25 protein-coding genes and 1 other annotated feature are annotated in these 24,035 nt (G+C 35.1%); of the genes, 8 read left to right on the top strand and 17 right to left on the bottom strand.

Annotation, left to right across the window (positions count from 1 at the left end; genetic code table 11):
• Position 1: 1 nt before the first annotated feature.
• Complete coding sequence (locus tag HMPREF2818_RS04980) at positions 2-1,147, bottom strand: cysteine desulfurase family protein (RefSeq protein ID WP_000638895.1); 1,146 nt, start codon at positions 1,145-1,147, stop codon at positions 2-4.
• A 246-nt stretch (positions 1,148-1,393) separates the two neighbouring features.
• Between HMPREF2818_RS04980 and HMPREF2818_RS04975 the strand changes: the two genes are divergently transcribed.
• The gene (locus HMPREF2818_RS04975) at positions 1,394-1,846 is read left to right on the top strand and encodes a DUF6556 family protein (RefSeq protein ID WP_000033715.1); all 453 of its coding nucleotides are present in this window, start codon (positions 1,394-1,396) and stop codon (positions 1,844-1,846) included.
• A gap of 42 nt (positions 1,847-1,888) precedes the next feature.
• Here the strand turns inward: HMPREF2818_RS04975 and gorA are convergent, their stop codons facing one another.
• The 6 genes from gorA to HMPREF2818_RS04945 all read right to left on the bottom strand — a co-directional run bounded on the left by gorA (position 1,889) and on the right by HMPREF2818_RS04945 (position 7,994).
• Positions 1,889-3,238 carry a glutathione-disulfide reductase gene (gene gorA / locus HMPREF2818_RS04970; RefSeq protein WP_000043888.1) on the bottom strand — a complete coding sequence of 450 codons (1,350 nt, stop codon included), beginning with the start codon at positions 3,236-3,238 and terminating at the stop codon, positions 1,889-1,891.
• Positions 3,239-3,412: 174 nt separating this feature from the next.
• The gene (locus HMPREF2818_RS04965) at positions 3,413-3,748 is read right to left on the bottom strand and encodes a YlbF/YmcA family competence regulator (protein ID WP_000024620.1); all 336 of its coding nucleotides are present in this window, start codon (positions 3,746-3,748) and stop codon (positions 3,413-3,415) included.
• Between the two features lie 83 nt (positions 3,749-3,831).
• Positions 3,832-4,998 (bottom strand): chorismate synthase, encoded by a 1,167-nt coding sequence (aroC, locus tag HMPREF2818_RS04960; protein WP_001269901.1) that lies wholly within the window; start codon positions 4,996-4,998, stop codon positions 3,832-3,834.
• Positions 4,999-6,066, bottom strand: a complete 1,068-nt coding sequence (aroB, locus tag HMPREF2818_RS04955; RefSeq protein ID WP_001195736.1) for a 3-dehydroquinate synthase — start codon at positions 6,064-6,066, stop codon at positions 4,999-5,001.
• 93 nt (positions 6,067-6,159) lie between these two features.
• Positions 6,160-6,837: a type I 3-dehydroquinate dehydratase gene (gene aroD, locus HMPREF2818_RS04950; RefSeq protein ID WP_000707048.1), complete on the bottom strand. Its 678-nt coding sequence runs from the start codon at positions 6,835-6,837 to the stop codon at positions 6,160-6,162.
• Complete coding sequence (locus HMPREF2818_RS04945) at positions 6,837-7,994, bottom strand: class I SAM-dependent rRNA methyltransferase (RefSeq protein WP_001037600.1); 1,158 nt, start codon at positions 7,992-7,994, stop codon at positions 6,837-6,839. Before HMPREF2818_RS04945 ends, aroD begins: the two co-directional genes overlap by 1 nt.
• 134 nt (positions 7,995-8,128) lie before the next feature.
• Between HMPREF2818_RS04945 and HMPREF2818_RS04940 the strand changes: the two genes are divergently transcribed.
• Positions 8,129-10,273: an LTA synthase family protein gene (locus HMPREF2818_RS04940; protein WP_000721261.1), complete on the top strand. Its 2,145-nt coding sequence runs from the start codon at positions 8,129-8,131 to the stop codon at positions 10,271-10,273.
• 240 nt (positions 10,274-10,513) lie between these two features.
• Here HMPREF2818_RS04940 and rplT read toward each other — a convergent pair whose 3' ends face one another.
• From rplT to HMPREF2818_RS04915, 5 genes are all read right to left on the bottom strand, one after another.
• On the bottom strand, positions 10,514-10,873 hold the full coding sequence (gene rplT / locus HMPREF2818_RS04935; RefSeq protein WP_000124839.1) for a 50S ribosomal protein L20: 360 nt from the start codon (positions 10,871-10,873) through the stop codon (positions 10,514-10,516).
• Between the two features lie 57 nt (positions 10,874-10,930).
• Positions 10,931-11,131, bottom strand: coding sequence for a 50S ribosomal protein L35 (rpmI, locus tag HMPREF2818_RS04930; RefSeq protein ID WP_001125940.1), 201 nt, complete (start codon positions 11,129-11,131; stop codon positions 10,931-10,933).
• Between the two features lie 39 nt (positions 11,132-11,170).
• The gene (gene infC, locus HMPREF2818_RS04925; protein WP_000691023.1) at positions 11,171-11,701 is read right to left on the bottom strand and encodes a translation initiation factor IF-3; all 531 of its coding nucleotides are present in this window, start codon (positions 11,699-11,701) and stop codon (positions 11,171-11,173) included.
• A 14-nt stretch (positions 11,702-11,715) separates the two neighbouring features.
• Positions 11,716-11,841 (bottom strand) — a sequence feature (ribosomal protein L20 leader region).
• 20 nt (positions 11,842-11,861) lie between these two features.
• A complete protein-coding gene (gene cmk / locus HMPREF2818_RS04920) occupies positions 11,862-12,545 on the bottom strand; it encodes a (d)CMP kinase (RefSeq protein WP_001084715.1) in 684 nt (227 codons plus the stop codon).
• Positions 12,546-12,555: 10 nt separating this feature from the next.
• A complete protein-coding gene (locus tag HMPREF2818_RS04915) occupies positions 12,556-13,080 on the bottom strand; it encodes an SAG1386/EF1546 family surface-associated protein (protein ID WP_001085537.1) in 525 nt (174 codons plus the stop codon).
• A 45-nt stretch (positions 13,081-13,125) separates the two neighbouring features.
• On the opposite strand from HMPREF2818_RS04915, the gene HMPREF2818_RS04910 reads away from it, so the two are divergent.
• Positions 13,126-13,323: a ferredoxin gene (locus HMPREF2818_RS04910; protein WP_000861360.1), complete on the top strand. Its 198-nt coding sequence runs from the start codon at positions 13,126-13,128 to the stop codon at positions 13,321-13,323.
• On the opposite strand, the gene HMPREF2818_RS04905 is transcribed toward HMPREF2818_RS04910, so the two are convergent.
• From HMPREF2818_RS04905 to HMPREF2818_RS04895, 3 genes are all read right to left on the bottom strand, one after another.
• Positions 13,310-13,801 (bottom strand): EbsA family protein, encoded by a 492-nt coding sequence (locus tag HMPREF2818_RS04905; protein WP_000593175.1) that lies wholly within the window; start codon positions 13,799-13,801, stop codon positions 13,310-13,312. The two genes, HMPREF2818_RS04910 and HMPREF2818_RS04905, sit on opposite strands and share 14 nt — an antisense overlap.
• A gap of 28 nt (positions 13,802-13,829) precedes the next feature.
• The gene (gene pepT, locus HMPREF2818_RS04900; protein ID WP_000119581.1) at positions 13,830-15,050 is read right to left on the bottom strand and encodes a peptidase T; all 1,221 of its coding nucleotides are present in this window, start codon (positions 15,048-15,050) and stop codon (positions 13,830-13,832) included.
• Positions 15,051-15,185: 135 nt separating this feature from the next.
• Entirely contained in the window at positions 15,186-16,820 is a 1,635-nt protein-coding gene (locus HMPREF2818_RS04895) for a putative polysaccharide biosynthesis protein (protein ID WP_000080011.1), read from the bottom strand.
• A 123-nt stretch (positions 16,821-16,943) separates the two neighbouring features.
• Here HMPREF2818_RS04895 and HMPREF2818_RS04890 point away from each other — a divergent pair, with 123 nt between their 5' ends.
• The 5 genes from HMPREF2818_RS04890 to HMPREF2818_RS04870 all read left to right on the top strand — a co-directional run bounded on the left by HMPREF2818_RS04890 (position 16,944) and on the right by HMPREF2818_RS04870 (position 22,342).
• Positions 16,944-18,398: a UDP-N-acetylmuramoyl-L-alanyl-D-glutamate--L-lysine ligase gene (locus HMPREF2818_RS04890; protein WP_000628273.1), complete on the top strand. Its 1,455-nt coding sequence runs from the start codon at positions 16,944-16,946 to the stop codon at positions 18,396-18,398.
• Between the two features lie 154 nt (positions 18,399-18,552).
• Positions 18,553-19,347, top strand: a complete 795-nt coding sequence (locus HMPREF2818_RS04885) for an ABC transporter ATP-binding protein (protein WP_000018233.1) — start codon at positions 18,553-18,555, stop codon at positions 19,345-19,347.
• Positions 19,348-19,370: 23 nt separating this feature from the next.
• On the top strand, positions 19,371-20,303 hold the full coding sequence (locus HMPREF2818_RS04880) for an ABC transporter substrate-binding protein (protein ID WP_000719459.1): 933 nt from the start codon (positions 19,371-19,373) through the stop codon (positions 20,301-20,303).
• Between the two features lie 15 nt (positions 20,304-20,318).
• On the top strand, positions 20,319-21,344 hold the full coding sequence (locus HMPREF2818_RS04875) for a FecCD family ABC transporter permease (RefSeq protein ID WP_000471522.1): 1,026 nt from the start codon (positions 20,319-20,321) through the stop codon (positions 21,342-21,344).
• Positions 21,341-22,342, top strand: a complete 1,002-nt coding sequence (locus tag HMPREF2818_RS04870) for a FecCD family ABC transporter permease (protein ID WP_000615154.1) — start codon at positions 21,341-21,343, stop codon at positions 22,340-22,342. Before HMPREF2818_RS04875 ends, HMPREF2818_RS04870 begins: the two co-directional genes overlap by 4 nt.
• Before the next feature lie 29 nt (positions 22,343-22,371).
• Here HMPREF2818_RS04870 and HMPREF2818_RS04865 read toward each other — a convergent pair whose 3' ends face one another.
• Together HMPREF2818_RS04865 and HMPREF2818_RS04860 are read right to left on the bottom strand one after the other, a co-directional pair.
• A complete protein-coding gene (locus HMPREF2818_RS04865; protein WP_000604063.1) occupies positions 22,372-23,025 on the bottom strand; it encodes a DUF1803 domain-containing protein in 654 nt (217 codons plus the stop codon).
• Positions 23,026-23,084: 59 nt separating this feature from the next.
• A complete protein-coding gene (locus HMPREF2818_RS04860) occupies positions 23,085-24,020 on the bottom strand; it encodes a manganese-dependent inorganic pyrophosphatase (protein WP_000036015.1) in 936 nt (311 codons plus the stop codon).
• Positions 24,021-24,035: the final 15 nt, after the last annotated feature.

Genomic DNA, 24,035 nt, shown 5'->3' with positions numbered 1-24,035 from the left:
CTTATCCTCTAACTTTCTTAGTTTTTTCATAAACTTGTTTAAAAATAGTTAAAAATTGCTCTACTTGTCCCATATCATTATCATCATCTAAGCTGATACGTACAGCAGTTTGGGCTAACTTAGTTGAAATTCCCATTGCTATAAGAGTTCCTGCTGGTTTACCTGCTTTAGAAGAGCAAGCGCTAGTTGTCGAGATAAAAATATCATGTCCCTCAAAGGCATGGACAAGAACTTCTCCTCGGACACCCTTGATACCAAACGTGATAATGTTAGGTGAAAAATCTTCCTTACCCGAAAATAACGTAATATCCTCATATTTGGCTAATTCATCATGAATAATGGTTTTCATTTTACTTATTTTAGGAATAGCTACTACTTCCTTGTCCATAACCATTCGTAAAGCTTTAGCAGTAGCTGCAATCCCTGCGACATTCTCAGTAGTTGAACGTAAATCAGTTTCTTGTCCACCACCTGTTAGTAATGGTGAAATACGTTTTCCTTCTTTAATATATAGAAAGCCAACCCCACGAACGCCGTGAAATTTATGACTAGAAAAAGATGCAAAATCAACTCGCTCAGTCAAATAATCTTTAGTCGGTATCTTACCTATTGCTTGAACAGCATCAACATGAAACGATATAGTAGGTTTATCTGACAACAAGTCTGAAATAGCTTTTATTGGCTGAATAGAACCAATTTCATTGTTTATTGCCATAATTGAAATAAGAATCGTTTCTGGTTTAATTAATTTGACCAGTGCTTCTACGTCTACAAATCCTTTATCATCTACTGGCGCATAATCAATCTCAAACCCATACTCTCCAAGCCATTTAGCAGACTCTTTAACAGCTGGGTGTTCGATATCAGAAACAATAATATGATTTCCAAAATGTTGTTTCTCAAACGCAAGACCCTTAATAACCCAATTATCGGCCTCTGTACCACCAGAGGTAAAGAAAATTTCATTTGCTTTAAGCTCAAGTAAACTAGCAATTTGTTTACGGCTAGCCTCTAAAATCCGAGAAGATGTTGTTCCTAGCTCATGTAAACTTGAGGGGTTTCCATAGATTTTACTAGCTACTTCTTGATAAGTCCTTAAAACTTCTGGATAGGGAATAGTAGTTGCCGAATTATCAAAATAAATCATAAATCTGTCCTTCTAAAGTCAATCAGTGTTATTATAGCATAATTTTCCTACTATTTATATTAGTTTGTGAACATCCCAAAACAATATTTATGATAATTCTCATAATTTATCACAAAACTCACTACCTATTACACTAACATAGCTTAATAACCTAGGTTGCTTATTTAAATGTTTTAAATTATTTTTTCTTTAGCTTTTTTTAGGATAAAATCATATAATAGTTGATGTACATTTAAGGAGGGCATCATGTCAAAAGGATATTCAAGACAACAGAAAAAGTCTACTAAGACTAATACTGATTCAACTCAATCACCCGCTAAGCATATAAAAACAGGTTTTTCTGCACTTCAAAAAACAATTGCATTAGTCGGTAGTGTTTTAAGTATTATTGTTGCCTCTATTACTATTACTAATGCGATTAATAATCACAAAGACTCTAGTAAGACTGATTCTTCTACTTCAAAAACCGTCATTATAAGAGAAAGTGGACAAAATTCTAGTAACCAAGTTTCTACTGAAAAAGATGAGACAAGGGCATCATCCAGCCAAACACTAGAAAATTCCTCTGCTAGTAGTACTCCGAGTAGCAGTTCAAATTCTGCTGCCAATAACGATCAAACATCATCTAGTACTAACAATGATCAAACAAATAATACTACTACCGATACCTCAACTATTGAAAATACAACAACACCTTAAAAAAGCTAGGTTCCCTAGCTTTTTTTGTATTCTTTGATAGCGTTAGCGCATTGTAACAAATTCCTCAGATCCAGTTGGGTGAATAGCAACAGTATCATCAAAGTCTGCTTTAGTAGCCCCCATTTTGATAGCAACTGAAAAACCTTGAATCATTTCATCAATACCATAACCAACACCATGAAGCCCAATAACTTTTTCCTCTTTTCCTAGGGTTATGAGCTTCATCTTAGCTGCTTGGCGATTAGTGGTAACAGCCGTATACATAGAGGTAAAAGTTGATGTATAGACTTTGATATTATCTTCTCCAAATTGCTCGATAGCTGCTGCTTCTGAAAGTCCTACCGTCCCAATTACAGGGTGAGTAAAAATAACTGAAGGTACGTTATGGTAATCTAATTTTTCGTTATCTTTATGATTAAAAAGTCTTTCTGATAAGCGACGACCTGCTTCAATTGCTACCGGTGTCAAGGCAATTTTCCCATTAACATCTCCAATAGCATACACGCCATCTACAGAAGTATTCTCAAATTCATCTGTTTTGATATAACCTTTATCATTTAAAACAATATCGGTATTTTCAAGTCCCATGTCTACATTTGGTCCACGGCCGATAGCCCATATTACACGATCAACGACAAGCGTTTTCCCATTTTCAGCTTCAAAGATCAACTTACCACCTTCATCGCGTTTAAGAGATTTAGGTACATGGTTAGCATGTAAAGAGATACCTGATTTCTCCATTTCAGCCATAACCTCACTTGTTACCATATCATCAAATCCGCGTAGAATATGGTCTTTTCTAAATGCAAGATGGGTTTCAACGCCTAATTCATTAACCACTCCAGCAAGTTCTGCCGCGATATAGCCCGCCCCAACAATCAATATAGAATCTGGTAAGGTCTCCCATCCAAAAAAATCATCAGAAGTCTCACCAAGTTCACTTCCAATAATATCAGGGTAAAGAGGATGTCCACCTGTTGCAATAGTAATGTGAGGAGCTTTATATTGCTGACCATTCACTTCAATAGTATGGTTATCAATAAAACGAGCAAATCCATCAATCTTTTCGACCCCATTACGCTCAAAATTAGCGGCATACGACTGTCTAGACCGCTGCACGTAAGCATCGCGATTAGCTTTTAGAGTAGTAAAATCAAAATTAAGATTATTGACTTCAAAACCATAACCTGAACTATACTTATGGAGTGTCTCAGAAACTTGTGCACCATACCACATGATTTTCTTCGGTACACAACCTAAGTTAACACAAGTTCCACCTACTTGTCCACCTTCAATTAACAGGACTTTTGCTCCATACATGGCTGCCCTATTAGCGGTACCACTGCCTGCACTACCTCCACCAATAACGATATAATCATATTGTTTTGACATTACTCTCTCCTTGAATCATTGATAACTATACTCTATCACAAAGTGTTTACAGTCACAATTTTCTGCTACGTAGAATGCAAAACCAATATAATGTGGGCAATGCTAGTTCAGTAGACTATCATAAATTGAAATATTACAAAAGAGAAAACTCAAGGAGCTCTCTCTTTTATACTATTACATTAAGTCCTGCATGGGTGCAAAGACAATTTTTTCGATATCAGACATATAGACAGACAACCGTTGTTGGTGGTCAAAATAAACTTTTAAAAGGTCATTGGATTCAATTTTTTCCCCAAGTTTAGACATTTCATCTTGTTCTTCTTGACTTGGCATTTGGCCAGATTGCATCATTTCTTGAACTTTTGATTGGGCAGCCAAAAAGTCTTGCCAAAGCACTTGTGCATCTGCATCATTTTCAATAGCTGCTTTTGCAGTTAAAACTGCTTGGTATTCTGGTAAAGCACGAACAGCACGTTCTAATTCATTTGCTAAATCATATACATTAGCCATAAGTTACTCCTTTTTCTACTTGAACTTACCACTATTTTAGACTTTTATACCTTTTTTTGCAATTGAATACTACTAGTTTTCATTTAAAAATGATTAACATAATTGCGATATAGTTTTACAGCTTCTTTTAGTTCATACATGTTGTCTGAAGAAAATTTTTCTAGCACTTCTGTCACCAGGACGGTGGCTACTACAGCTTCCATAACGACACCTGCAGCCGGAAGTGCCGTGGGATCAGAACGTTCCACTGTAGCTCTATAAGGCTCGTGAGTATCAATATCAACTGACATTAGTGGCTTGTAAAGCGTAGGAATTGGTTTCATTACTCCCCTAACGATAATAGGCTCTCCATTAGTCATACCGCCTTCAAAACCGCCTAAATTATTTGACTGACGTATGTAACCTTGGTCCTTTGTCCATGATATGGAGTCCATTACTTGACTTCCTTTTAAAAACCCTGACTTAAAACCTAGGCCAAATTCAACACCTTTAAAAGCATTGATAGATACAACTGCTTGCGCTATCTTAGCATCTAACTTTCTATCCCAGTGTACATAAGAGCCTAAACCAACGGGAACTCCTCCAACGATAGTTTCAATCACTCCTCCGATAGTATCTCCAGCCTTTTTCACACTGTCAATATAATCCTTAATTTCTTGTTCAAATGATGGATTGACGATAGCTACTTGCGATTGACTAGATAACACTTTGATTTGTTGAACTGTTAGCTTATCAGGGACAGTAATCTCCTTGCCACCGAACACTACAATATGGTTGGCAATTTCGATACCAATTTCTTTCAAAATACGTTTAGCAATCGCACCAATAGCTACTCGCATTGTGGTCTCACGAGCCGAAGAACGCTCTAAAGCATTTCTCAAATCATCAAATCGGTATTTGATTCCACCTACTAAATCTGCGTGCCCAGGTCTAGGATGCTTAATACGACGTTTTTGCTTTAGACGCTCTTCAATGTCTTCGACTGACATGATGTCCAGCCATTTGCTATGATCCTTATTAGTTACTGTCAGTGTAATAGGTGAACCCAAGGTTTTTCCATGGCGCACACCAGAACTAATGATCACTTGATCAGTTTCAATTTTCATTCGGTTCCCACGACCATAACCACCTTGGCGGCGTTTTAAATCTTCATTAATATCTTTAGCAGATAATTTCAGTCCCGCAGGAATCCCTTCGATAATAGCTGTTAAACTCGGTCCATGTGACTCACCAGCAGTTAAATATCTCATCTATTTCTCCAAATAATCTCTCATTTCTTCTAAAGGTATTTGGTGGACTGTTGCACTACCTAATTGAGGCAGTATAACAATTTTAATAAATTGTCCACTTGCTTTTTTATCATGACTCAATATGTCAAATAAGACGTCCTTATCCCATTCCGCATAGTGGACCGGAAGGCCAAATTTTAAACACATATTATAAATATCTTGACTGATACCTCTTGGCATAAGATTTTTACGCTCAGCCACACGAGAAAGCTGGATCATTCCAATTGCAACAGCTTCTCCATGCATTATTTCTCCATAGCCAGCATGTACTTCGATAGCATGACCGATAGTGTGGCCAAAATTCAAATGCATCCTTAACCCTTTATCATATTGATCAGCTAAAACATGCTTTCGTTTAACTTGACAAGAGTGATAAATAATAGCTAATGCACTATCAAGGATACTATCAATAGTCCCATCCATCTCTTCTAAAATATGCCAGAGTTTTATATCATCAATCAAGCCATATTTGATGACTTCTCCCATACCTTCAACTAATTCACGATTGCCCAATGTTTTTAGAGTAACAGGATCTATCAGTACACCATCAGGTTGTGCAAAAGTACCTACCATATTTTTAGCGAATGAAGTGTTGACTCCTGTTTTTCCGCCAATGGAAGAATCAACCTGTGCTGTTAAACTAGTTGGAATTTGAAGAAAATGGATTCCCCGCATATAAGTAGAAGCAACAAACGCCGCTAAATCTCCGACGACGCCTCCACCAAGTGCAATGATCCCATCGCTTCTGGTCATATGATGCTTTGCTAAAAAACCATAAATACGATTAGCAACTTCCAAAGTTTTACTAGCTTCACCCGCAGCAAAACTAAAAACATGTACTGTAAAACCTTGTTTTTTTAACTGGTTGACAAGCGACTCCCCGTATAATATCTCTACATTACTATCTGTAATAATAGTTATCATTTGTTTCTGCCATAAATGTGATACCCAGTCACCAGCCTCAGAAAAACATCCTTCTTCAATTTTGATATGATAAGAGTGATTCGGTAAGTCAACTTCAACCTGCATTCTAATGTCCTCTCATGTTTGTTTTAATAAGACAAAAACCCTAAGCAATTGCTAGGGATCTCATCAGTATATTTAACATTTTGTTATCTCGTATCAGTCAGCGTCAAGCAATGCTTTGACACGCTTCATCTCTGAAATAGTAATTTGTCCGGGTGCGATAGATGAATCTAAATATGCAAATGTCCAACTAGATCCAGTTACATCACCAGCAAAACGAGAAATACGTCCAATTTTACTCATAGATACCGTCGCATAAACTTGATCAGGATTAATAGTCTTGAAACCGCGAGTGTAATTCATAACGTCTAAGACATCTTGTTCATTCTTTGGCATTACTGCGATTTTCACAACTCGTGGTGCTAGGGCTGTTAATTCTGAAAATATCTCCATAATATTCTCCGGTGTCTCTTGAAAATTGTGATAAGACAGGACTAAATTTGGAAATTCTAGCATTTCTTGAAAAACTTCTTTATGTGAAAAATACTCAAAATCAATATAATCTGGATTGTAGATAGAATTAATTTTCTGGATTAACTCAACATACTCAGCATCAGATAAGACAATATTACCACCTTCACGCGTTGTACGAAGAGTAAAAATAATTTCATGACCTGCGAATTTCTCAAAAATAGCTGGAGCTACATTAATAATGTCATCCTTTGGTAAGGCATCAGCTCGCCATTCAATAATATCAACACTATCAAATTTTGATAAATCTATTTCTTGAGCCTCTTCAAGACTGCGAGGCATTACTGGTACTACTATTTTCATTATTTTACCTTTATTGTAAATACTTTTAAATAATTACTTTGTTGGTCCTTATCATTTACAGTGAAATCTTCAGGCAACTGCTGTAAGCTAATGTAATTATGTGAAGCTTTACCAAACCCCTTTTCCAATTGTTTCTTAAATTGTGATACGGTTAGATTAGCTGCGTTAGTTGATGCAATGATAGTTCCACCAGGGGTTAAAATATCTAAAGCTTGTTCAATTAATTTATAGTAATCTTTAGTAACCGAAAAAGTTTGTTTTTTATTTCGAGCAAAACTTGGTGGATCAATAACAATCACATCATATGATAGATGTTTTCTTTTGGCATACTTATAATATTCAAAAACATCCATAACGATAAATCGATGGTTATCTGTGACAATCTGATTAGCATCAAAGTGTGCTTTTGAAAGTTCACGCGAGCGTTTTGCTAAATCAACAGAAGTTGTCTCTAATGCCCCTCCAACAGCTGCAGCTACAGAAAAAGCCGCAGTGTATGAAAACATATTTAGAACTTTTTTACCTTCTGATAGATTAGTTGCTAAGGCTTTTCTGACATCATGTTGGTCAAGGAAAATACCTGTCATTAATCCATCATTCAAAAAGACACTATATTTGATATTATTTTCTAAAATCAAAAATGATTCAGGAGCCTCTTGACCGTACAAATGAGCACTTTCAAAGTCTAAACCTTTGAAACGAATTTTTTCATATGCCCCTTTAATATTAGGATAGACCTGCTTAAAGGCTGCAACAATCATTTGTCGATTAGTATAAACAAATTCATTGTACCACGAAAAAAGAGCATAGTCACTATAAAAATCTATAGTTAGGCCACCAAAGTTATCTCCATCCTGATTAAACAAGCGGTAGGCTGTTGTTTGGCTAGATTTTTCAAATTTTTGACGCTTCTCTCTAGATTTTTCGAATAGCGATACAAAGTAATCATGGTTAAAATCAAAAACTTGTCTTGATAGTAACCAACCAATACCTTTATTTTGTGGTGAAAGATAGGCCATCCCTAAGAATTGATTTGACTGTGAAAAAAGTTGAACCAACTGGTTAACTAAACTGGTATCAAAATCTTTTTTTTCCAGTAACTGAGCACCTGATTTGATTTTTCTTTCAACGACAGAATTCACTTTAAGTTTATTCATAAACAGTATTATAACAAATTTTTATCTTTTTTCATACTGAATTCGACCTTTCTTTACCGTATGTTACAAAATTTTATGTTATAATTTAATCTGAGATTTTATCTTTAGGAAAAAAATTAAAGGAAGTTCCTACTGTGAAAAAAATTAAAGATTTTGCTAGCCGTGCGATCAATACACGACTCGGCTTTATTTTATTGTTAGTAGTTATATATTGGTTAAAGACAATTTGGGCTTACCATACTGATTTTAATTTAGGTTTAGAAAATTCCTATCAGTTGTTTTTGACCATTATAAACCCCATCCCCTTAGGACTCTTAATAATAGGTTTGGCCTTATATGTTAAGCGAACCAAAGCTTTTTATATTACCGCTTTTATCACCTATGCTATCGTAAATATCCTTCTAATTGCAAACGCAATCTACTATAGAGAGTTTTCCGATTTCATTACAGTTAGCGCCGTCTTGGCTAGTAGTAAAACTTCGGCTGGCCTTGGAGACTCTGCTCTTAATCTATTGAGAATTTGGGATCTTGTCTACGTTTTCGATTTCATTATCCTTATTTTCTTGTTTGCAACCAAGAAAATCCACTTAGATGATCGTCCATTTAATAAACGTGCTAGTTTTTCTATCACAGCTTTGTCTGGTTTACTCTTTTCAATTAACTTATTCTTAGCTGAAATTGATCGTCCAGAACTACTAAGTCGTGGTTTTTCAAACACCTATATTGTTAAAGCTCTTGGCTTGCCATCATTTTCGATTTATAGTGGTAATCAAACTTATCAAGCACAGAAAGAAAGAAATGGTGCCACTGCACAAGAATTGGCGACTGCCAAAAAATATGTAGCAGAGCATTATGCCAAACCCAATCCAGAATATTATGGTATCGGAAAAGGGCGAAACGTTATCATGATTCACTTGGAGAGTTTTCAACAATTCTTGATTGACTATAAATTAAATGTTGATGGTAAAGAACATGTGGTTACTCCATTTATTAACAGCCTTTATCATTCGAAAGAGACTATTTCCTTCTCTAACTTCTTCCATCAAGTCAAAGCTGGTAAGACATCCGATGCTGAGACACTCATGGAAAACTCACTTTTTGGTCTAAGTAGTGGTTCATTCATGGTTAATTATGGTGGTGAAAATACACAATTTGCTGCTCCACATATCTTAGCTCAAAATGGAGGTTACAGTAGTGCGGTCTTCCACGGAAACGTCGGAACATTTTGGAATAGAAATAATGCTTACAAACAGTGGGGTTATGACTACTTCTTTGACTCTAGCTACTTCTCAAAACAAACCAAAGATAATTCATTCCAATACGGTTTGAATGATAAATATATGTTTGCTGACTCTATCAAATATCTAGAGCACATGCAACAACCGTTTTATACTAAATTTATTACAGTAAGTAACCATTACCCTTACACAAGTTTGAAGGGAGAGTCTGACGAAGAGGGATTCCCACTTGCAAAGACTAACGATGAAACGATTAACGGTTATTTCGCCACAGCAAACTACCTTGATACAGCTCTTAAATCATTTTTTGAATATCTAAAAGCTGCTGGTGTGTATGATAATTCTATTATTGTAATGTATGGGGATCACTACGGTATTTCTAATACACGCAATCCTAGCTTAGCTGAATTATTAGGTAAAGACCCTGAAACATGGTCTGAATACGACAACGCTATGTTACAACGTGTTCCATATATGATCCACATTCCTGGCTATTCAAAAGGTTTTATCAGTAATACATACGGTGGTGAGGTAGATAATTTACCAACTTTACTTCATATTCTAGGGATAGACACGTCTAAATATACTCAGTTAGGACAAGACTTATTATCTAAAGATAATAAACAAATGGTCGCTATGAGAACAACTGGTCAGTATATTACTCCTAAATACACTAACTATAGTGGACATCTCTATTACACTGATTCAGGACAAGAAATCACAAATCCTGATGAAACAACTAAAGCTGAAATAAAAGCTATTCGAGATGCTACTAATAAACAATTATCTACAAGTGATTCGATTCAAACTGGAGATTTACTACGATTTGATGAAAACAATGGTTTGAAAACTGTAGAAGTTGAAAAATTCAATTACACACATTCTCTTAAAGCACTCAAAGCTAAAGAACGTAAATTGAAAGATCGTTCAACAAGCATATACAGCAAACATAACAACAAATCAACAGTTGATCTCTTCCACGCTCCAAGTTACTTGGAATTGCAAGATCCTAATAAGACACATAAAACATCTAAAAAATAATCCTTGCCATTTAAAGTTTAATCCACACCTCAATCCAACGATTGAGGTGCTTTTTATACGGAATAATACTATAAAACAATAAAAATCAAAAAGGAAAATTATAACAATAATAAAGATATCGAATTAAAACAAAAAAGTTTCATTCTACATATATAGAACGAAACTTTTCACTTAAATTATAATATAGGTACTTTCTTTCTAGTAATTAAAAAAGTTAGGTAGACCCAACTTTTTTAATTCTTATTTACCAAGTTTAGCTTTAGCTGCATCTGCAAGAGCTGTGAAAGCTGCTGCATCGTTAACTGCTAAATCAGCAAGCATTTTACGGTTAACTTCGATTTCAGCTAATTTCAAACCGTGCATCAATTGCGAATATGATAAACCATTCATACGAGCAGCCGCATTGATACGAGTGATCCATAATTTACGGAAGTCACGTTTTTTCTGACGACGGTCACGGTATGCATAGTAGTAAGAATTCATTACTTGTTCTTTTGCAGTACGGAACAAGATATGTTTTGCACCATAGTAACCTTTAGCTAATTTAAGTACGCGTTTACGACGTTTACGTGAAACAACTCCACCTTTAACACGAGCCATTTATATTTCCTCCAAATAATCCTTTATAATATGTAGTAAATGTTTACAGAGACCTTATTATTTAAGGCGAGTAAGCATTGCTTTAATACGTTTGAAATCTCCTGATGAAACCATAGTAGCTTTACGAAGATGACGACGTTGTTTTTTAGTTTTACCGTGGAAACGGTGTGAAGTAAACGCGCGGAAGCGTTTCAATCCACCTGAACCTGTGCGTTTAAAGCGTTTAGCTGATGCGCGGTGTGTTTTTTGTTTTGGCATTTTAAATTCTCCTCTTAAATAATACTATAAAGTCGACAATTATTTCTTGTCTGGAATTGGTGCAAGCTGCATAAACATTTGGCGACCATCCATCTTAGCTCTTTGCTCAATAATAGCGATATCTTGTGTCGCTTCAGCAAATTCCGCCAATACCTTTGCTCCAATTTCTTTATGAGTAATCATACGTCCTTTGAATCGGATAGAAACTTTAACTTTGTTACCTTTTTCAAGGAACTTACGACCGTTACGAAGTTTTGTTTCAAAATCCCCTTTATCAATAACTGGGCTAAGACGAACTTCCTTAACAGTAACAACGCTTTGTTTTTTACGTTGTTCTTTTTGTTTCTTTTGATACTCAAATTTGAACTTACCATAGTCCATAATTTTCGCAACAGGTGGTGTAGCTTGTGGCTGAATTAAAACCAAATCAACATTAGCATCATCTGCAATTGCTTGAGCTTCAGACAATGGTTTAATACCTAATTGTTCACCCTCGAGACCAACCAGACGAACTTCACGAACGCGAATTTCATCGTTAATGAATAGATCTTTTTTAGCTATGATCTTCACCTCTTTATTTTTTTAGAGAAAAACGAAAGCGGACTTGATAAATCAAGCCCGCACATATAATCTTCCTAGATGGAATCTTGACATGTTGGGCCAGACAACCTAAGTCGCAAGGCGAGAAGTTCTCACTTCTGCTTTTCTCATTGCAACTAGTATATCATGACTAATTCTTCATGTCAATTATTTTTTCTGCTTTTTCTTGAATAAAAGTTACAACACCTTCAATTGATACTCCTGTAGTATCAAATTCAATAGCATCTTCTGCTGCCTTTAATGGTGAAACTTCTCGATGGCTATCTTTATAATCACGAGCAGCAATTTCTGATTTCAGTGTTTCAAAATCACTCTCAATGCCTTTTTCTTGATTTTCTTTAAAGCGACGCTCAGCTCTTTCATCAACAGAAGCAACTAAAAAAATCTTTAATTCTGCATCTGGCAAAACAACTGTTCCTATGTCACGACCATCCATTATAATAGCACCATCTTTGGCTATACGACGCTGCTGGTTTACTAACTCTTCTCGAATCTCTGGGATAGCAGAAACCCACGAGACATTGTTAGTAACATCGTTTTGACGGATAGCTAAAGTAACTTCTTCTGTGCCAATAAAGACTGTCTGGCTGCCATCTTCTGCTTTACCAAAAGAAATCGGTCTTTCAGCTAGGAGTCCTAAAATTTTCGAAACATCTTGTGCTTCATATCCATGCTGTAAAGCCAGATAAGTAGCACAACGATACATAGCACCTGTATCAAGGTAAGTGTAATTCAAATTTTTAGCAATAATCTTAGCGACAGTACTTTTCCCACTTGATGCTGGTCCATCAATAGCAATATTAATTGAGTTCATAATCCTCCCCTTAATTTACAACCACAGGATCGCCTGGATTAGCATACCAATACCCTGAGGTCATATGACCAGGATTAAGTTCTTGTAAACGAGCAACTGAGATACCTGCACGAGCAGCTATGGAGGCTGCTCCCTCACCTGGTTGAACTACGATTGTTCCACCGTTTACTGAAGATGATGTCGATGTCTCACTCGAACTTGCTACTGTACTAGAAGATGTTGTTGATTTATCACTAGTTTTAGTTTTTGATGATGACGTTGTTTTCTTACTTGTAGATGCTTTTTTCGTTTTAGAACTATTAACTTTTTGACTTGAAGCACCATAAAAACCAGAAGTTTCTTTTGCTCTGTCTTCTCCTCTATTTGAAGTATAAAATACTATAAATAAAATAGCAACGACAATAACAAAGAATGCACTCAAGAAAGCGGTAAGCCAAGGAGTACTTGACACCACACCTCTACTCGTTCTTGTAATTTTGTCTTTTCTATGACTATTGTTTTCCACAACTTTTTTTTCCCATGGTTTTTTCGCCATGACTTCCCCCTTGTTAATCGTATCAATAAGTATTACAATAATACTATGAAAGTTGCACTAATTCCAGAAAAATGTATTGCCTGCGGGCTTTGCCAAACATATTCAAATATTTTTGATTATCAAGATGATGGTATCGTTAAATTTTCCGATACAGATAACCTAGAAAAAGAGGTTCCAAATTCTGATCAAGATACTGTTTTAGCAGTTAAATCATGTCCCACCAAAGCTCTTACGATTTTGTAAGAGCTTTTTTATCGTAGCGATAACATTCAAAATAATCCATTTTAATCAAATTATCGAGAAGCTCCACTTCTCCCTTAAATTTAGGTTCAATAGCTAGTGCATCTAAAAAATATTTTTTAGGCCATTTTCGCATGTAAAAAATACGCTCATGGTTATTATTAAATTTGATAGTGACACTTGATTTAGTGACTTCAATTTTAGCAATATCTTCAATTGGAAATTTAGATCGTCTTAAAAAGTTAAAAGATACAATCCTAAGATATCCATCTTCTTCAATAACAAAATAGCGATGAAATCCAATGCCTACTAAAACAATAAAGATGGCAAATAGAACAAATACCTGACTCGGAATCTCAGTTCTTTCATATAGCAGAGATAAACCAATAAAAATTGGTGCAATGGCTATTGACCAATAAATAATAGCCCAAGAAAGTTCAGGTTGCCAGTGATAACGTATCTTCCCAAATAATTTTATCATTTAACCACTCCAATCTGATATTTCTTTACTAATCCTTAGCAACGATGCCTAAAATAACATCAACTGCTTTTTCCATTGTTTGTAGACTAACGAATTCAAAACGTCCATGCATGTTTTCACCACCTGCAAAAAGATTAGGAGTAGGGATTCCCATAAAGGAAATTTTAGAGCCATCTGTACCACCACGAATCGGTTCTATGATTGGCTTGATGTCTAACTCTTCCATTACTTCTTTAGCAATGTTGATAGGTGTCATGTCTTTTTCAATAACTTTCTTCATGTTGTAATATTGATCGTATAGTTTAACCTTTACACGTTCAGATTGTAATGCTTCATTCATATTATCAGCGATATCTTGAGCCAAGTGCTTACGTTTTAAGAAATTAACTTCCTCAAAATCTCGAATGATATATGAACTTTTAGCTTGATCAACTGTTCCACTTAAATCATATAAGTGATAAAATCCTTGATAGCCATCTGTTTGTTCAGGACGTTCATTTTCTGGTAATTGACTATGAAAATCCATAGCAAGCTGTAAAGCATTAATCATTTGATTTTTTGCAGTTCCAGGGTGAACGTTTCGTCCTTCAAATGTAAGCTCCAAACCAGCTGCACTAAAGGTTTCATACTGTAATTCTCCTAGTGGTCCACCATCCACTGTATAGGCAAAATCAACATCAAAATCTTTAACATCAAATTTATCTGCACCTATACCAATTTCTTCGTCTGGTCCAAAGCCAACTCTAATTTCACAGTGCTCAATTTCTGGATGCGAAGCCAAATATTCCATAGCTGTCATGATTTCTGCTATACCAGACTTATCGTCTGCTCCCAGTAAGGTTTTACCATCTGTTGTAATCAATGTTTGCCCATGGTAATTATTTAAATTTGGAAAATCTTTTGGACTTAAAATGTAACCTGAGTCTCCAAGTTCAATATCTCCACCTTTATAGTCAACAATTTGTGGAGTAATATTTTCAGCATTGAAATCAGCTGTATCCATATGGGATATAAAACCTATTTTATGGCATAAGCGGTCGCTTGTAGCAGGTAAGGTTCCAACCAAATACCCATTAGAAGGTAAATAATGAACATCTTTTAAACCAATTGCTTCCATTTCTGGTTTTAAAACTGTTAAAGCAAAGTCAACTTGACTTTGAGTTGTTGGCGTTTGTGTACTATTAGGATTACTTCTTGTATTTATTTTGACGTATGTTAAAAATCGTTCTAAAAGCTTTTCGTAAGACATCTTTCACCTCATATTTCTCCATTTAATTATAACATAAAAATAAGCTCACTATATTGTGACTACCTTAAAATTTCACAAATAATTTTGGTCGTCAAAAAACTAGGTTAAACAACTCTGTCTAACCTAGTTTTTTCATTAGTTAAGGTGCAACTTTCGGCGTAAGTCTTGAGCACGACTGCCAATCATCTTATCAAGTAGATGGGTGGCCAGTGCCATAAAGCCATATACCCCTAAACCTATTGCACCGATAACGATAATGTAAACTAGACTTACCAGTCTACTATCGGGTACAATAACCAGGTTCATTAACCATATTATCATAGAAATAATAAAGCTCATCAATAGCGTTAGAATAAGGACTAAAGCACTTGTACGACGAATAGCTTGGCGTTTAAATCCTGTAATTTCATGTATTTTCAAATACATAAGAATTACTGGGATACAAAGAGCTACTGTCGTTGAGAAAAGTGGTCCATAGGCATGGAAAAGGAAAATGGAGGGAACTTGTAAAATAACTTTTGCCACCAGACCATATAGGAAGTAAATAATAGCTTTACGATTTTCAAACAATGCTTGTAGCATTGGTGCTAAAACAGTATAAATAGATAAAATAATTGTTTGAATAAGAGATATGACAAAAAGCCCTAAAGCTTGTCCCTGCGGTAACCCATAAAAGACTGTATACAAAGGTTTTGCTAAAATAACGGATCCTGCAACAGCTGGCAGTAAAAACATTAGTAACATTTGTAAATTATTAACAACCAAACGAGCGGCGGCTTTTTTATCATTCTTAACAAAATTCTCTGTTAACAATGGAATACCAACTCCAGCAATTGCGGTAGCAACAGCAATTAGAATCATCGTAACTTTACCAGGGTTGCTTGAAAAGTAAGCAAACATAACCCGTAATTCTTCACTTGAATAATTCGTAAAGAGCGCCATCGTATTCCCAAATGAAAACTGATCAATCAATTTGAAAATTTGAATTGCTGCACCAGTAATAATAAAAGGGATTGCTTCCTTAACAGTCTCAATTAGTATTTCTTTAGTATCTAATTTAATGTGCTCTGGAGTTTTACCAATCAAAGCAGATAGCATATTATAACGCCATAAGAAATAAAGCAGCACAGCTATACTAGCAAACATACCGACAAAGGCGGCGAATGTTGACTGTGTCACAGCGGCAATATAATCTCCTGATCCTAGACGCATAATATAGAAAGCAGTTAATAGCATCCATATGACACGTATAATCTGCTCAGCGACTTGACTAATGGCATACGGTTTTAAATTATTAAAACCTTGAAAAAAACCACGTAAAACACTCATTGAAGGAAAAACTAAAACAGCTAGAGTTAGACTACGCAATATTGGAACGAGTTCTTGCCCTCCTTTACTAAGTGAAGCAAATAGAGGTGAACCAATATACATAATTAATGCAAAAACTCCACCTAAAATCAGCATAAACTGCAAGATTTTCCGAACCAGGTAAATGCTCATCTCTTCTTTACCTAAAGTGTTATACTTAGATACCTGTTTTGCAACTGCTACTGGAATTCCAACAGTTGATATCAAAAGAAATAAAGCATAGATTTCATATCCCATCCCAAATAAAGCATTTGCTTCGGCAGCATGCTTTCCCATCCAAGCATACCAAGGGATAATATAGATGGCTCCCAGCAACCGACTAATGAAATTCCCTGCTGTTAACCAAGCCGTCCCTTTGACCATTTGTTCTTGCTGACTAACTTTTGTTGTTTTTTGTGACATGGTAAACTTTCTATTTTCAATATTATTTAGCATTTAAAAGACAAAAATCTCAGAAATATCACTTTATTATAAACTTTTACCTTAGACTTGTAAAACGAGAACATAAAGTCTAAAATAAGGAGTATGATTACAATAGATAAAATTTTAGAAATTTTAAAAAATGACCATAATTTCAGAGAGATTTTGTTTCATGAGCATTATTATTATAACTGGACACAAAATGTAACTTTTAATGCCTTATCATATGATAGTCGTCAAATTTCATCTGATACTTTATTTTTCGCTAAGGGTGCTACTTTTAAAAAAGAATATCTAGATTCTGCAATCACAGCAGGCCTTTCTTTTTACGTTTCTGAGATAGATTACGGCGCCGATATTCCAGTGATATTAGTCAATGATATCAAAAAAGCCATGAGTTTGATATCTATGTCTTTCTATAATAACCCACAAAACAAACTTAAACTTCTAGCTTTTACTGGAACAAAAGGAAAAACAACTGCGGCTTACTTTGCTTATCATATGTTAAAAGTAAACCATCGTCCTGCTATGCTCTCAACTATGAACACAACATTAGATGGTAAATCTTTCTTTAAATCACATCTCACAACCCCCGAGAGTCTTGATTTATTTCGGATGATGGCTACAGCTGTTGAGAATCAAATGACACACTTAGTTATGGAAGTATCAAGCCAAGCATACCTAACCAAACGTGTTTATGGTTTAACCTTTGACGTTGGCGTTTTCTTAAATATTAGTCCCGATCATATTGGTCCTATCGAGCACCCTACATTCGAAGATTATTTTTTCCACAAACGGCTCTTGATGGAGAATAGCAATGCTGTTGTTGTAAATAGTCAGATGGATCATTTTAATATTGTCAAAGAACAGGTAGAATATATTCCTCATGATTTCTATGGAGATTATTCTGAAAATGTTATCACAGAATCACAGGCCTTTTCTTTCCATGTCAAAGGAAAGTTGGAGAACACCTACGATATCAAGCTGATTGGAAAATTCAATCAAGAAAATGCTATCGCAGCTGGACTTGCTTGTCTCCGACTTGGTGTTTCAATTGAAGATATAAAAAACGGAATTGCACAAACTACCGTCCCTGGCCGCATGGAAGTCCTAACACAAACCAACGGCGCAAAGATTTTCGTTGACTATGCCCACAACGGAGACAGTTTGAAGAAATTATTAGCTGTTGTTGAGGAACACCAAAAAGGGGATATTATATTAGTGCTCGGAGCTCCTGGTAATAAAGGTCAAAGCCGTCGTAAAGACTTCGGAGATGTCATTAATCAACATCCTAATCTACAAGTGATACTCACTGCAGATGATCCTAATTTTGAAGATCCCTTAGTTATCTCACAAGAAATAGCAAGCCATATTAATCGTCCAGTTACTATCATCATTGATCGAGAAGAAGCAATTGCTAATGCCAGTACTCTTACTAATTGCAAACTAGATGCAATTATTATCGCTGGTAAAGGGGCAGATGCTTATCAAATTATCAAAGGAAATCGTGACAATTACTCTGGAGATTTAGAAGTTGCGAAAAAATACCTTAAACGATAAAAAAGCTAAACAATAATGATTATTGATACTATTTTGAATCATTCTAAATAATTATCATTTTGTTCACATTTTTCTTAATTAATGCTAAAAAAGGCTTTTGTAAGCCTTTTTTCTATGTTATAATGAACTTAATTTTTTGCTAGAAAGGTTCTCTATGTCTCACATAAAAGCAGAAAACATTATCGTATCTTACGATCAGAAAGAAATCATCAATAATCTTTCCCTCAGTATACTTAACCAAAAAATAACAACGATTATTGGTGCCAATGGATGTGGAAAGTCTACTCTTTTGAAGGCTCTCACACGCATCCATAAAATAAAAGATGGTACTATCACTATTGATGGTCATGATATTGCACATTTACCCACAAAGGAAATTGCTAAGAAGATTGCACTTCTCCCACAGGTGTTAGAAGCAACTGAAGGGATAACAGTTTATGAACTAATATCTTATGGACGGTTCCCACACCAAAAATACCTTGGCAATTTGACAAATGACGATCGCAGTAAAATCCATTGGGCGATGGAAATGACTAACGTAGCGCAATTTGCTAATAGAGATGTTGATGACCTTTCAGGAGGTCAGAGGCAAAAAGTATGGATTGCTATGGCTTTAGCACAAGATACAGATACTATCTTTTTAGACGAACCTACAACTTATCTTGACATGAATCATCAATTAGAAGTCTTGGAATTGCTCAAAAAACTTAATAACGAAACGCAAAAAACAATTATTATGGTCCTACACGACCTAAACCTGTCTGCGCGCTATTCTGATTATCTAGTTGCAATGAAAACCGGTAAAATTATCTATGAAGGTAGTCCTAGTCAGATCATGACTAAAGATATTATCAAAGATATTTTTAAGATTGATGCTCATATCATTCAGGACCCTATTAGTAAACAACCTGTTTTGTTATCTTATCAATTATCAACTGATCAAAATTAATATTATTTAGGAGATGTTATCTTATGAAAAAAATTGGAATTATTGTCCTCACACTACTGACCTTCTTTTTGGTATCTTGCGGACAACAAACTAAACAAGAAAGCACTAAAACAACTATTTCTAAAATGCCTAAAATTGAAGGCTTCACCTATTATGGAAAAATTCCTGAAAATCCGAAAAAAGTAATTAATTTTACATATTCTTACACTGGGTATTTATTAAAACTAGGTGTTAATGTTTCAAGTTACAGTTTAGACTTAGAAAAAGATAGCCCCGTTTTTGGTAAGCAACTGAAAGAAGCTAAAAAATTAACTGCTGATGATACAGAAGCTATTGCCGCACAAAAACCTGATTTAATCATGGTTTTCGATCAAGATCCAAACATCAATACTCTGAAAAAAATTGCACCAACTTTAGTTATTAAATATGGTGCACAAAATTATTTAGATATGATGCCAGCCTTGGGGAAAGTATTCGGTAAAGAAAAAGAAGCTAATCAGTGGGTTAGCCAATGGAAAACTAAAACTCTCGCTGCCAAAAAAGATTTACACCATATCTTAAAGCCTAACACTACTTTTACTATTATGGATTTTTATGATAAAAATATCTATTTATATGGTAATAATTTTGGACGCGGTGGAGAACTAATCTATGATTCACTAGGTTATGCTGCCCCAGAAAAAGTCAAAAAAGATGTCTTTAAAAAAGGGTGGTTTACCGTTTCGCAAGAAGCAATCGGTGATTACGTTGGAGATTATGCCCTTGTTAATATAAACAAAACGACTAAAAAAGCAGCTTCATCACTTAAAGAAAGTGATGTCTGGAAGAATTTACCAGCTGTCAAAAAAGGGCACATCATAGAAAGTAACTACGACGTGTTTTATTTCTCTGACCCTCTATCTTTAGAAGCTCAATTAAAATCATTTACAAAGGCTATCAAAGAAAATACAAATTAAAAGAAAGCTCCTCTTATGTTTAAAGCTTCAAAAAAACTCGTTCAAAAAAATAAGTCAAATCATTTTTGGCTTGTTTTTTTCATAACACTTATACTATTTCTTATTGGTTGTTACGCCAGCTTACGATTTGGTGCTATCAATTTCAAGACTAGTGATTTAATAACTGTTTTAAAAAATCCCTTAAAAAACTCTAATGCTCAGGATGTTATTTTTGACATTAGACTACCACGCATAATTGCAGCTATCTTAGTAGGTGCAGCTATGTCACAAGCAGGTGCTATTATGCAGGGAGTCACTCGAAACGCCATTGCTGATCCTGGACTACTAGGTATTAACGCCGGAACTGGGTTAGCCCTTGTTGTTGCATATGCTTTTTTAGGGAGCATGCACTATAGTACGATTCTCATTGTCTGCTTACTAGGGTCTGTCATTTCTTGTCTTTTAGTCTTCACACTCTCTTATACAAAGCAAAAGGGTTACCACCAACTACGACTCATTTTAGCTGGAGCGATGATCTCCACACTTTTTACGTCTGTTGGACAAGTGGTTACATTATACTTTAAACTCAATCGAACTGTTATCGGTTGGCAAGCAGGTGGTTTATCCCAAATTAACTGGAAAATGCTAATCATAATAGCACCTATCATTATTTTAGGTTTACTTATTTCACAACTCCTAGCACATCAATTAACTATCTTGAGCCTTAATGAATCTGTGGCCAAAGCATTGGGACAAAAAACTCAATTAATGACTGCGTTTCTATTACTTATTGTTTTGTTTTTATCGGCTTCATCAGTCGCGTTGATAGGAACCGTTTCTTTCATTGGATTGATTATTCCACATTTTATTAAGCTTTTTATTCCCAAAGATTATCGTCTGTTATTACCTTTAATAGGATTTTCAGGGGCTACTTTCATGATCTGGGTAGACTTATCATCTCGTATTATAAATCCCCCTTCAGAGACACCAATTAGTTCTATAATCAGTATCGTAGGGCTTCCATGTTTCCTATGGTTAATTAGAAAAGGGAAAAATCTATGATTCAAAAAAATAAAGCTCCTTTTGTTTTAATATCATCTGTCATTATCCTACTATTATTAATACTAGTATCAATTTCACTTGGCTATGCTAATACTTCCGTTATTAACGTTTTAAAACTAATAAGTGGAAAATCTGATGATGCCTTCCTTTTTATCATTACTAACATTCGTTTACCTCGTATTATTGTCTGTATCTTTGGGGGAGCTTCTTTAGGAATTGCTGGGTTGCTATTACAGACGTTAACCAAAAATCCACTAGCTGATTCCGGTATTCTTGGTATCAATGCTGGAGCTGGATTAGTAATCGCTCTAACCATAGGAACATTTAATGTTAGCAATCCAACTATATTATACTTTTTACCCCTATTTGCTATGTTTGGAGGGTTGGTAACTATTTTTCTTGTCTATCTTATGTCATACAGAAGAAATCACAATATTAGCCCTACACGATTAATCGTCACTGGTATCGGAATATCTACAATGATTTCAGGCATTATGATTTCTATTATTAGTCAGTCTAATAGTCAAAAAATGGATATGATCGTTGAATGGCTTAGTGGAAAAATTACAATTAGTTCCTGGACTACCATTATCACTTTTATCCCGATTCTCATTTTGTTATGGGGATTAACATATAGTCGCAGTCGCCACCTTAATATTATGAACCTAAACGAGCAGACTGCTCTCGCTCTAGGACTTCATTTAAAAAAGGAAAGAATATATACTTTGATGCTGGCAAGTAGCCTTGCTGCTATTAGCGTCGTCTTAATTGGTAATATTACTTTTATAGGCTTACTCGCTGGGCACTTAAGTAGACGACTATTAGGAAATAACCATAAAATTATACTACCTAGCTGTCTTCTTATTGGTGCTATTATCCTATTGGTATCAGATACTATAGGTCGTCTCCTCTTAGTTGGTACAGGTATACCCACTGGATTGGTTGTATCAATAATTGGTGCCCCCTATTTTCTCTGGTTGATGACAAAAGTTGACTAAAAAAGACTGGACAAACTTCCAGTCTTTTTTTATGTTAAGTAAATCTTTAAAGCTTCAACATCAAGTTTAGCATTTAAACGATAGGTAGTATCTTGGTTTAAGCTAATATATCCAAGTAATTCTAAAGCTTGGATAAAAATATCTGTACGTTTTTGCTTAACACTATCCTTGCGAAGAAATTTCAATATAAAGCTTGACATATATTTTAAAGCATATTCCGAATTAACATCTCCTAAAAGTTGATAAAGCTTTTTTTGTTCTCTTGAAAGTGGATAACCGTTAGTTAGTTTATAGAAATAATTAGAAAGAGTCAAAGTGTTTCTTTCAAAATCTGTCTCTTCTACAAATACCAAGTGATTGGTTTGGTTATCTAAATTTGTCACAAATTTTCGCTTCTGTAATAACTGATAGATTTGACTATCAGAATCTATGAAAACCAAATCATCTAATACTAATCCATCTAGCGAACTCAGAAAAGGAAGATTAAGGCTGTAGCGTTTATTTTGGCGAAGGATATATCCATGGTTAATATATTCTTCTAACAAACGGTCAATTTTAGAGTAGTCTGTAAAGTGGGACTTTATTTGTCTTAGTGTTACATCATCATGTATCCAAAGATAGTTAATAAGCTCCTTAAAAAACTCTTGTCTTTCTAACTTTCCTGGATTAAACGTTAATATCATAAAAGCGCTCCTAAATGTATGACTAAAAAAACGGGACGTAGCCCGTTTTACATGATTAATTAAGCATTGTAGCTTTCTGTCAATTGAGGAACAACTTGTTTTTTACGTGATACTGCCCCAGCAAGAAAAGCGTGGTTATTTTCAAGTGTAAATTCAAAAGCTGCTTCAACTTTAGCCATATTTGAACCGAGAGCTAAAATCTCTGAATTTGAATTAACAATGTCAGTAATCATCAATACAAAATCAGAATAACCTTCTGTGACAATTGCTTCTTGAATAGCAACTTCAATCTCTTCTTGACGTGCTAAAATATCGTTAATGTCCACAGTATTAACTTGTGCAACACGAACAGCTTCTCCATTTAATTCAAATGTTTTAGCATCAATATCAATCAACTCCGCTGCAGTCTTACTTGAGAGGTTAGTACCTGCTTTAAGCATTTCTAAACCATATTCTTCTAAGTTTACACCTGCAATCTCTGCTAGTTCTTTTGCAACTGGAATATCTGAAGCATGAGTTGTTGGTGATTTCAAAAGAAGAGTATCTGAAATCAAACCTGATAATAATAAACCAGCCAACTCTTTGGGTACTGATACTCCATTTTCCTTAAACATACGGTAAACAATCGATGATGCTGAGCCAACTGGTTCCAAACGCATATATAACGGATTAGCAGTCTCAAAGTTAGCAACACGATGATGATCAACAACACCATAAACTGTCACATCTTTAATATCAGAAATAGATTGTTGGAATTCGTTATGGTCAGTTAAAATGACTGTCTCTACACCCTCTGCTTTTGCAGATTCTACTACTCGAGGTGCTTGAACACCAAAATAATCTAAAACATATGCTGTTTCTTCATTTGGAGTTCCTAAAGCAACGGCCTCTGTGTCAAGCCCCCAAGCTTCTTTAGCTAGATATGCAAAAGCAACTGATGATCCAATAGCATCTGAATCTGGATTTTGGTGACCAAAGACTAAAATTTTAGACATGTTTTTACCTCTTCT

The organism is Streptococcus sp. HMSC076H09, assembly GCF_001811765.1.
Classification (GTDB): domain Bacteria; phylum Bacillota; class Bacilli; order Lactobacillales; family Streptococcaceae; genus Streptococcus; species Streptococcus agalactiae.
This window is presented reverse-complemented; position numbering and strand designations above follow the sequence as displayed.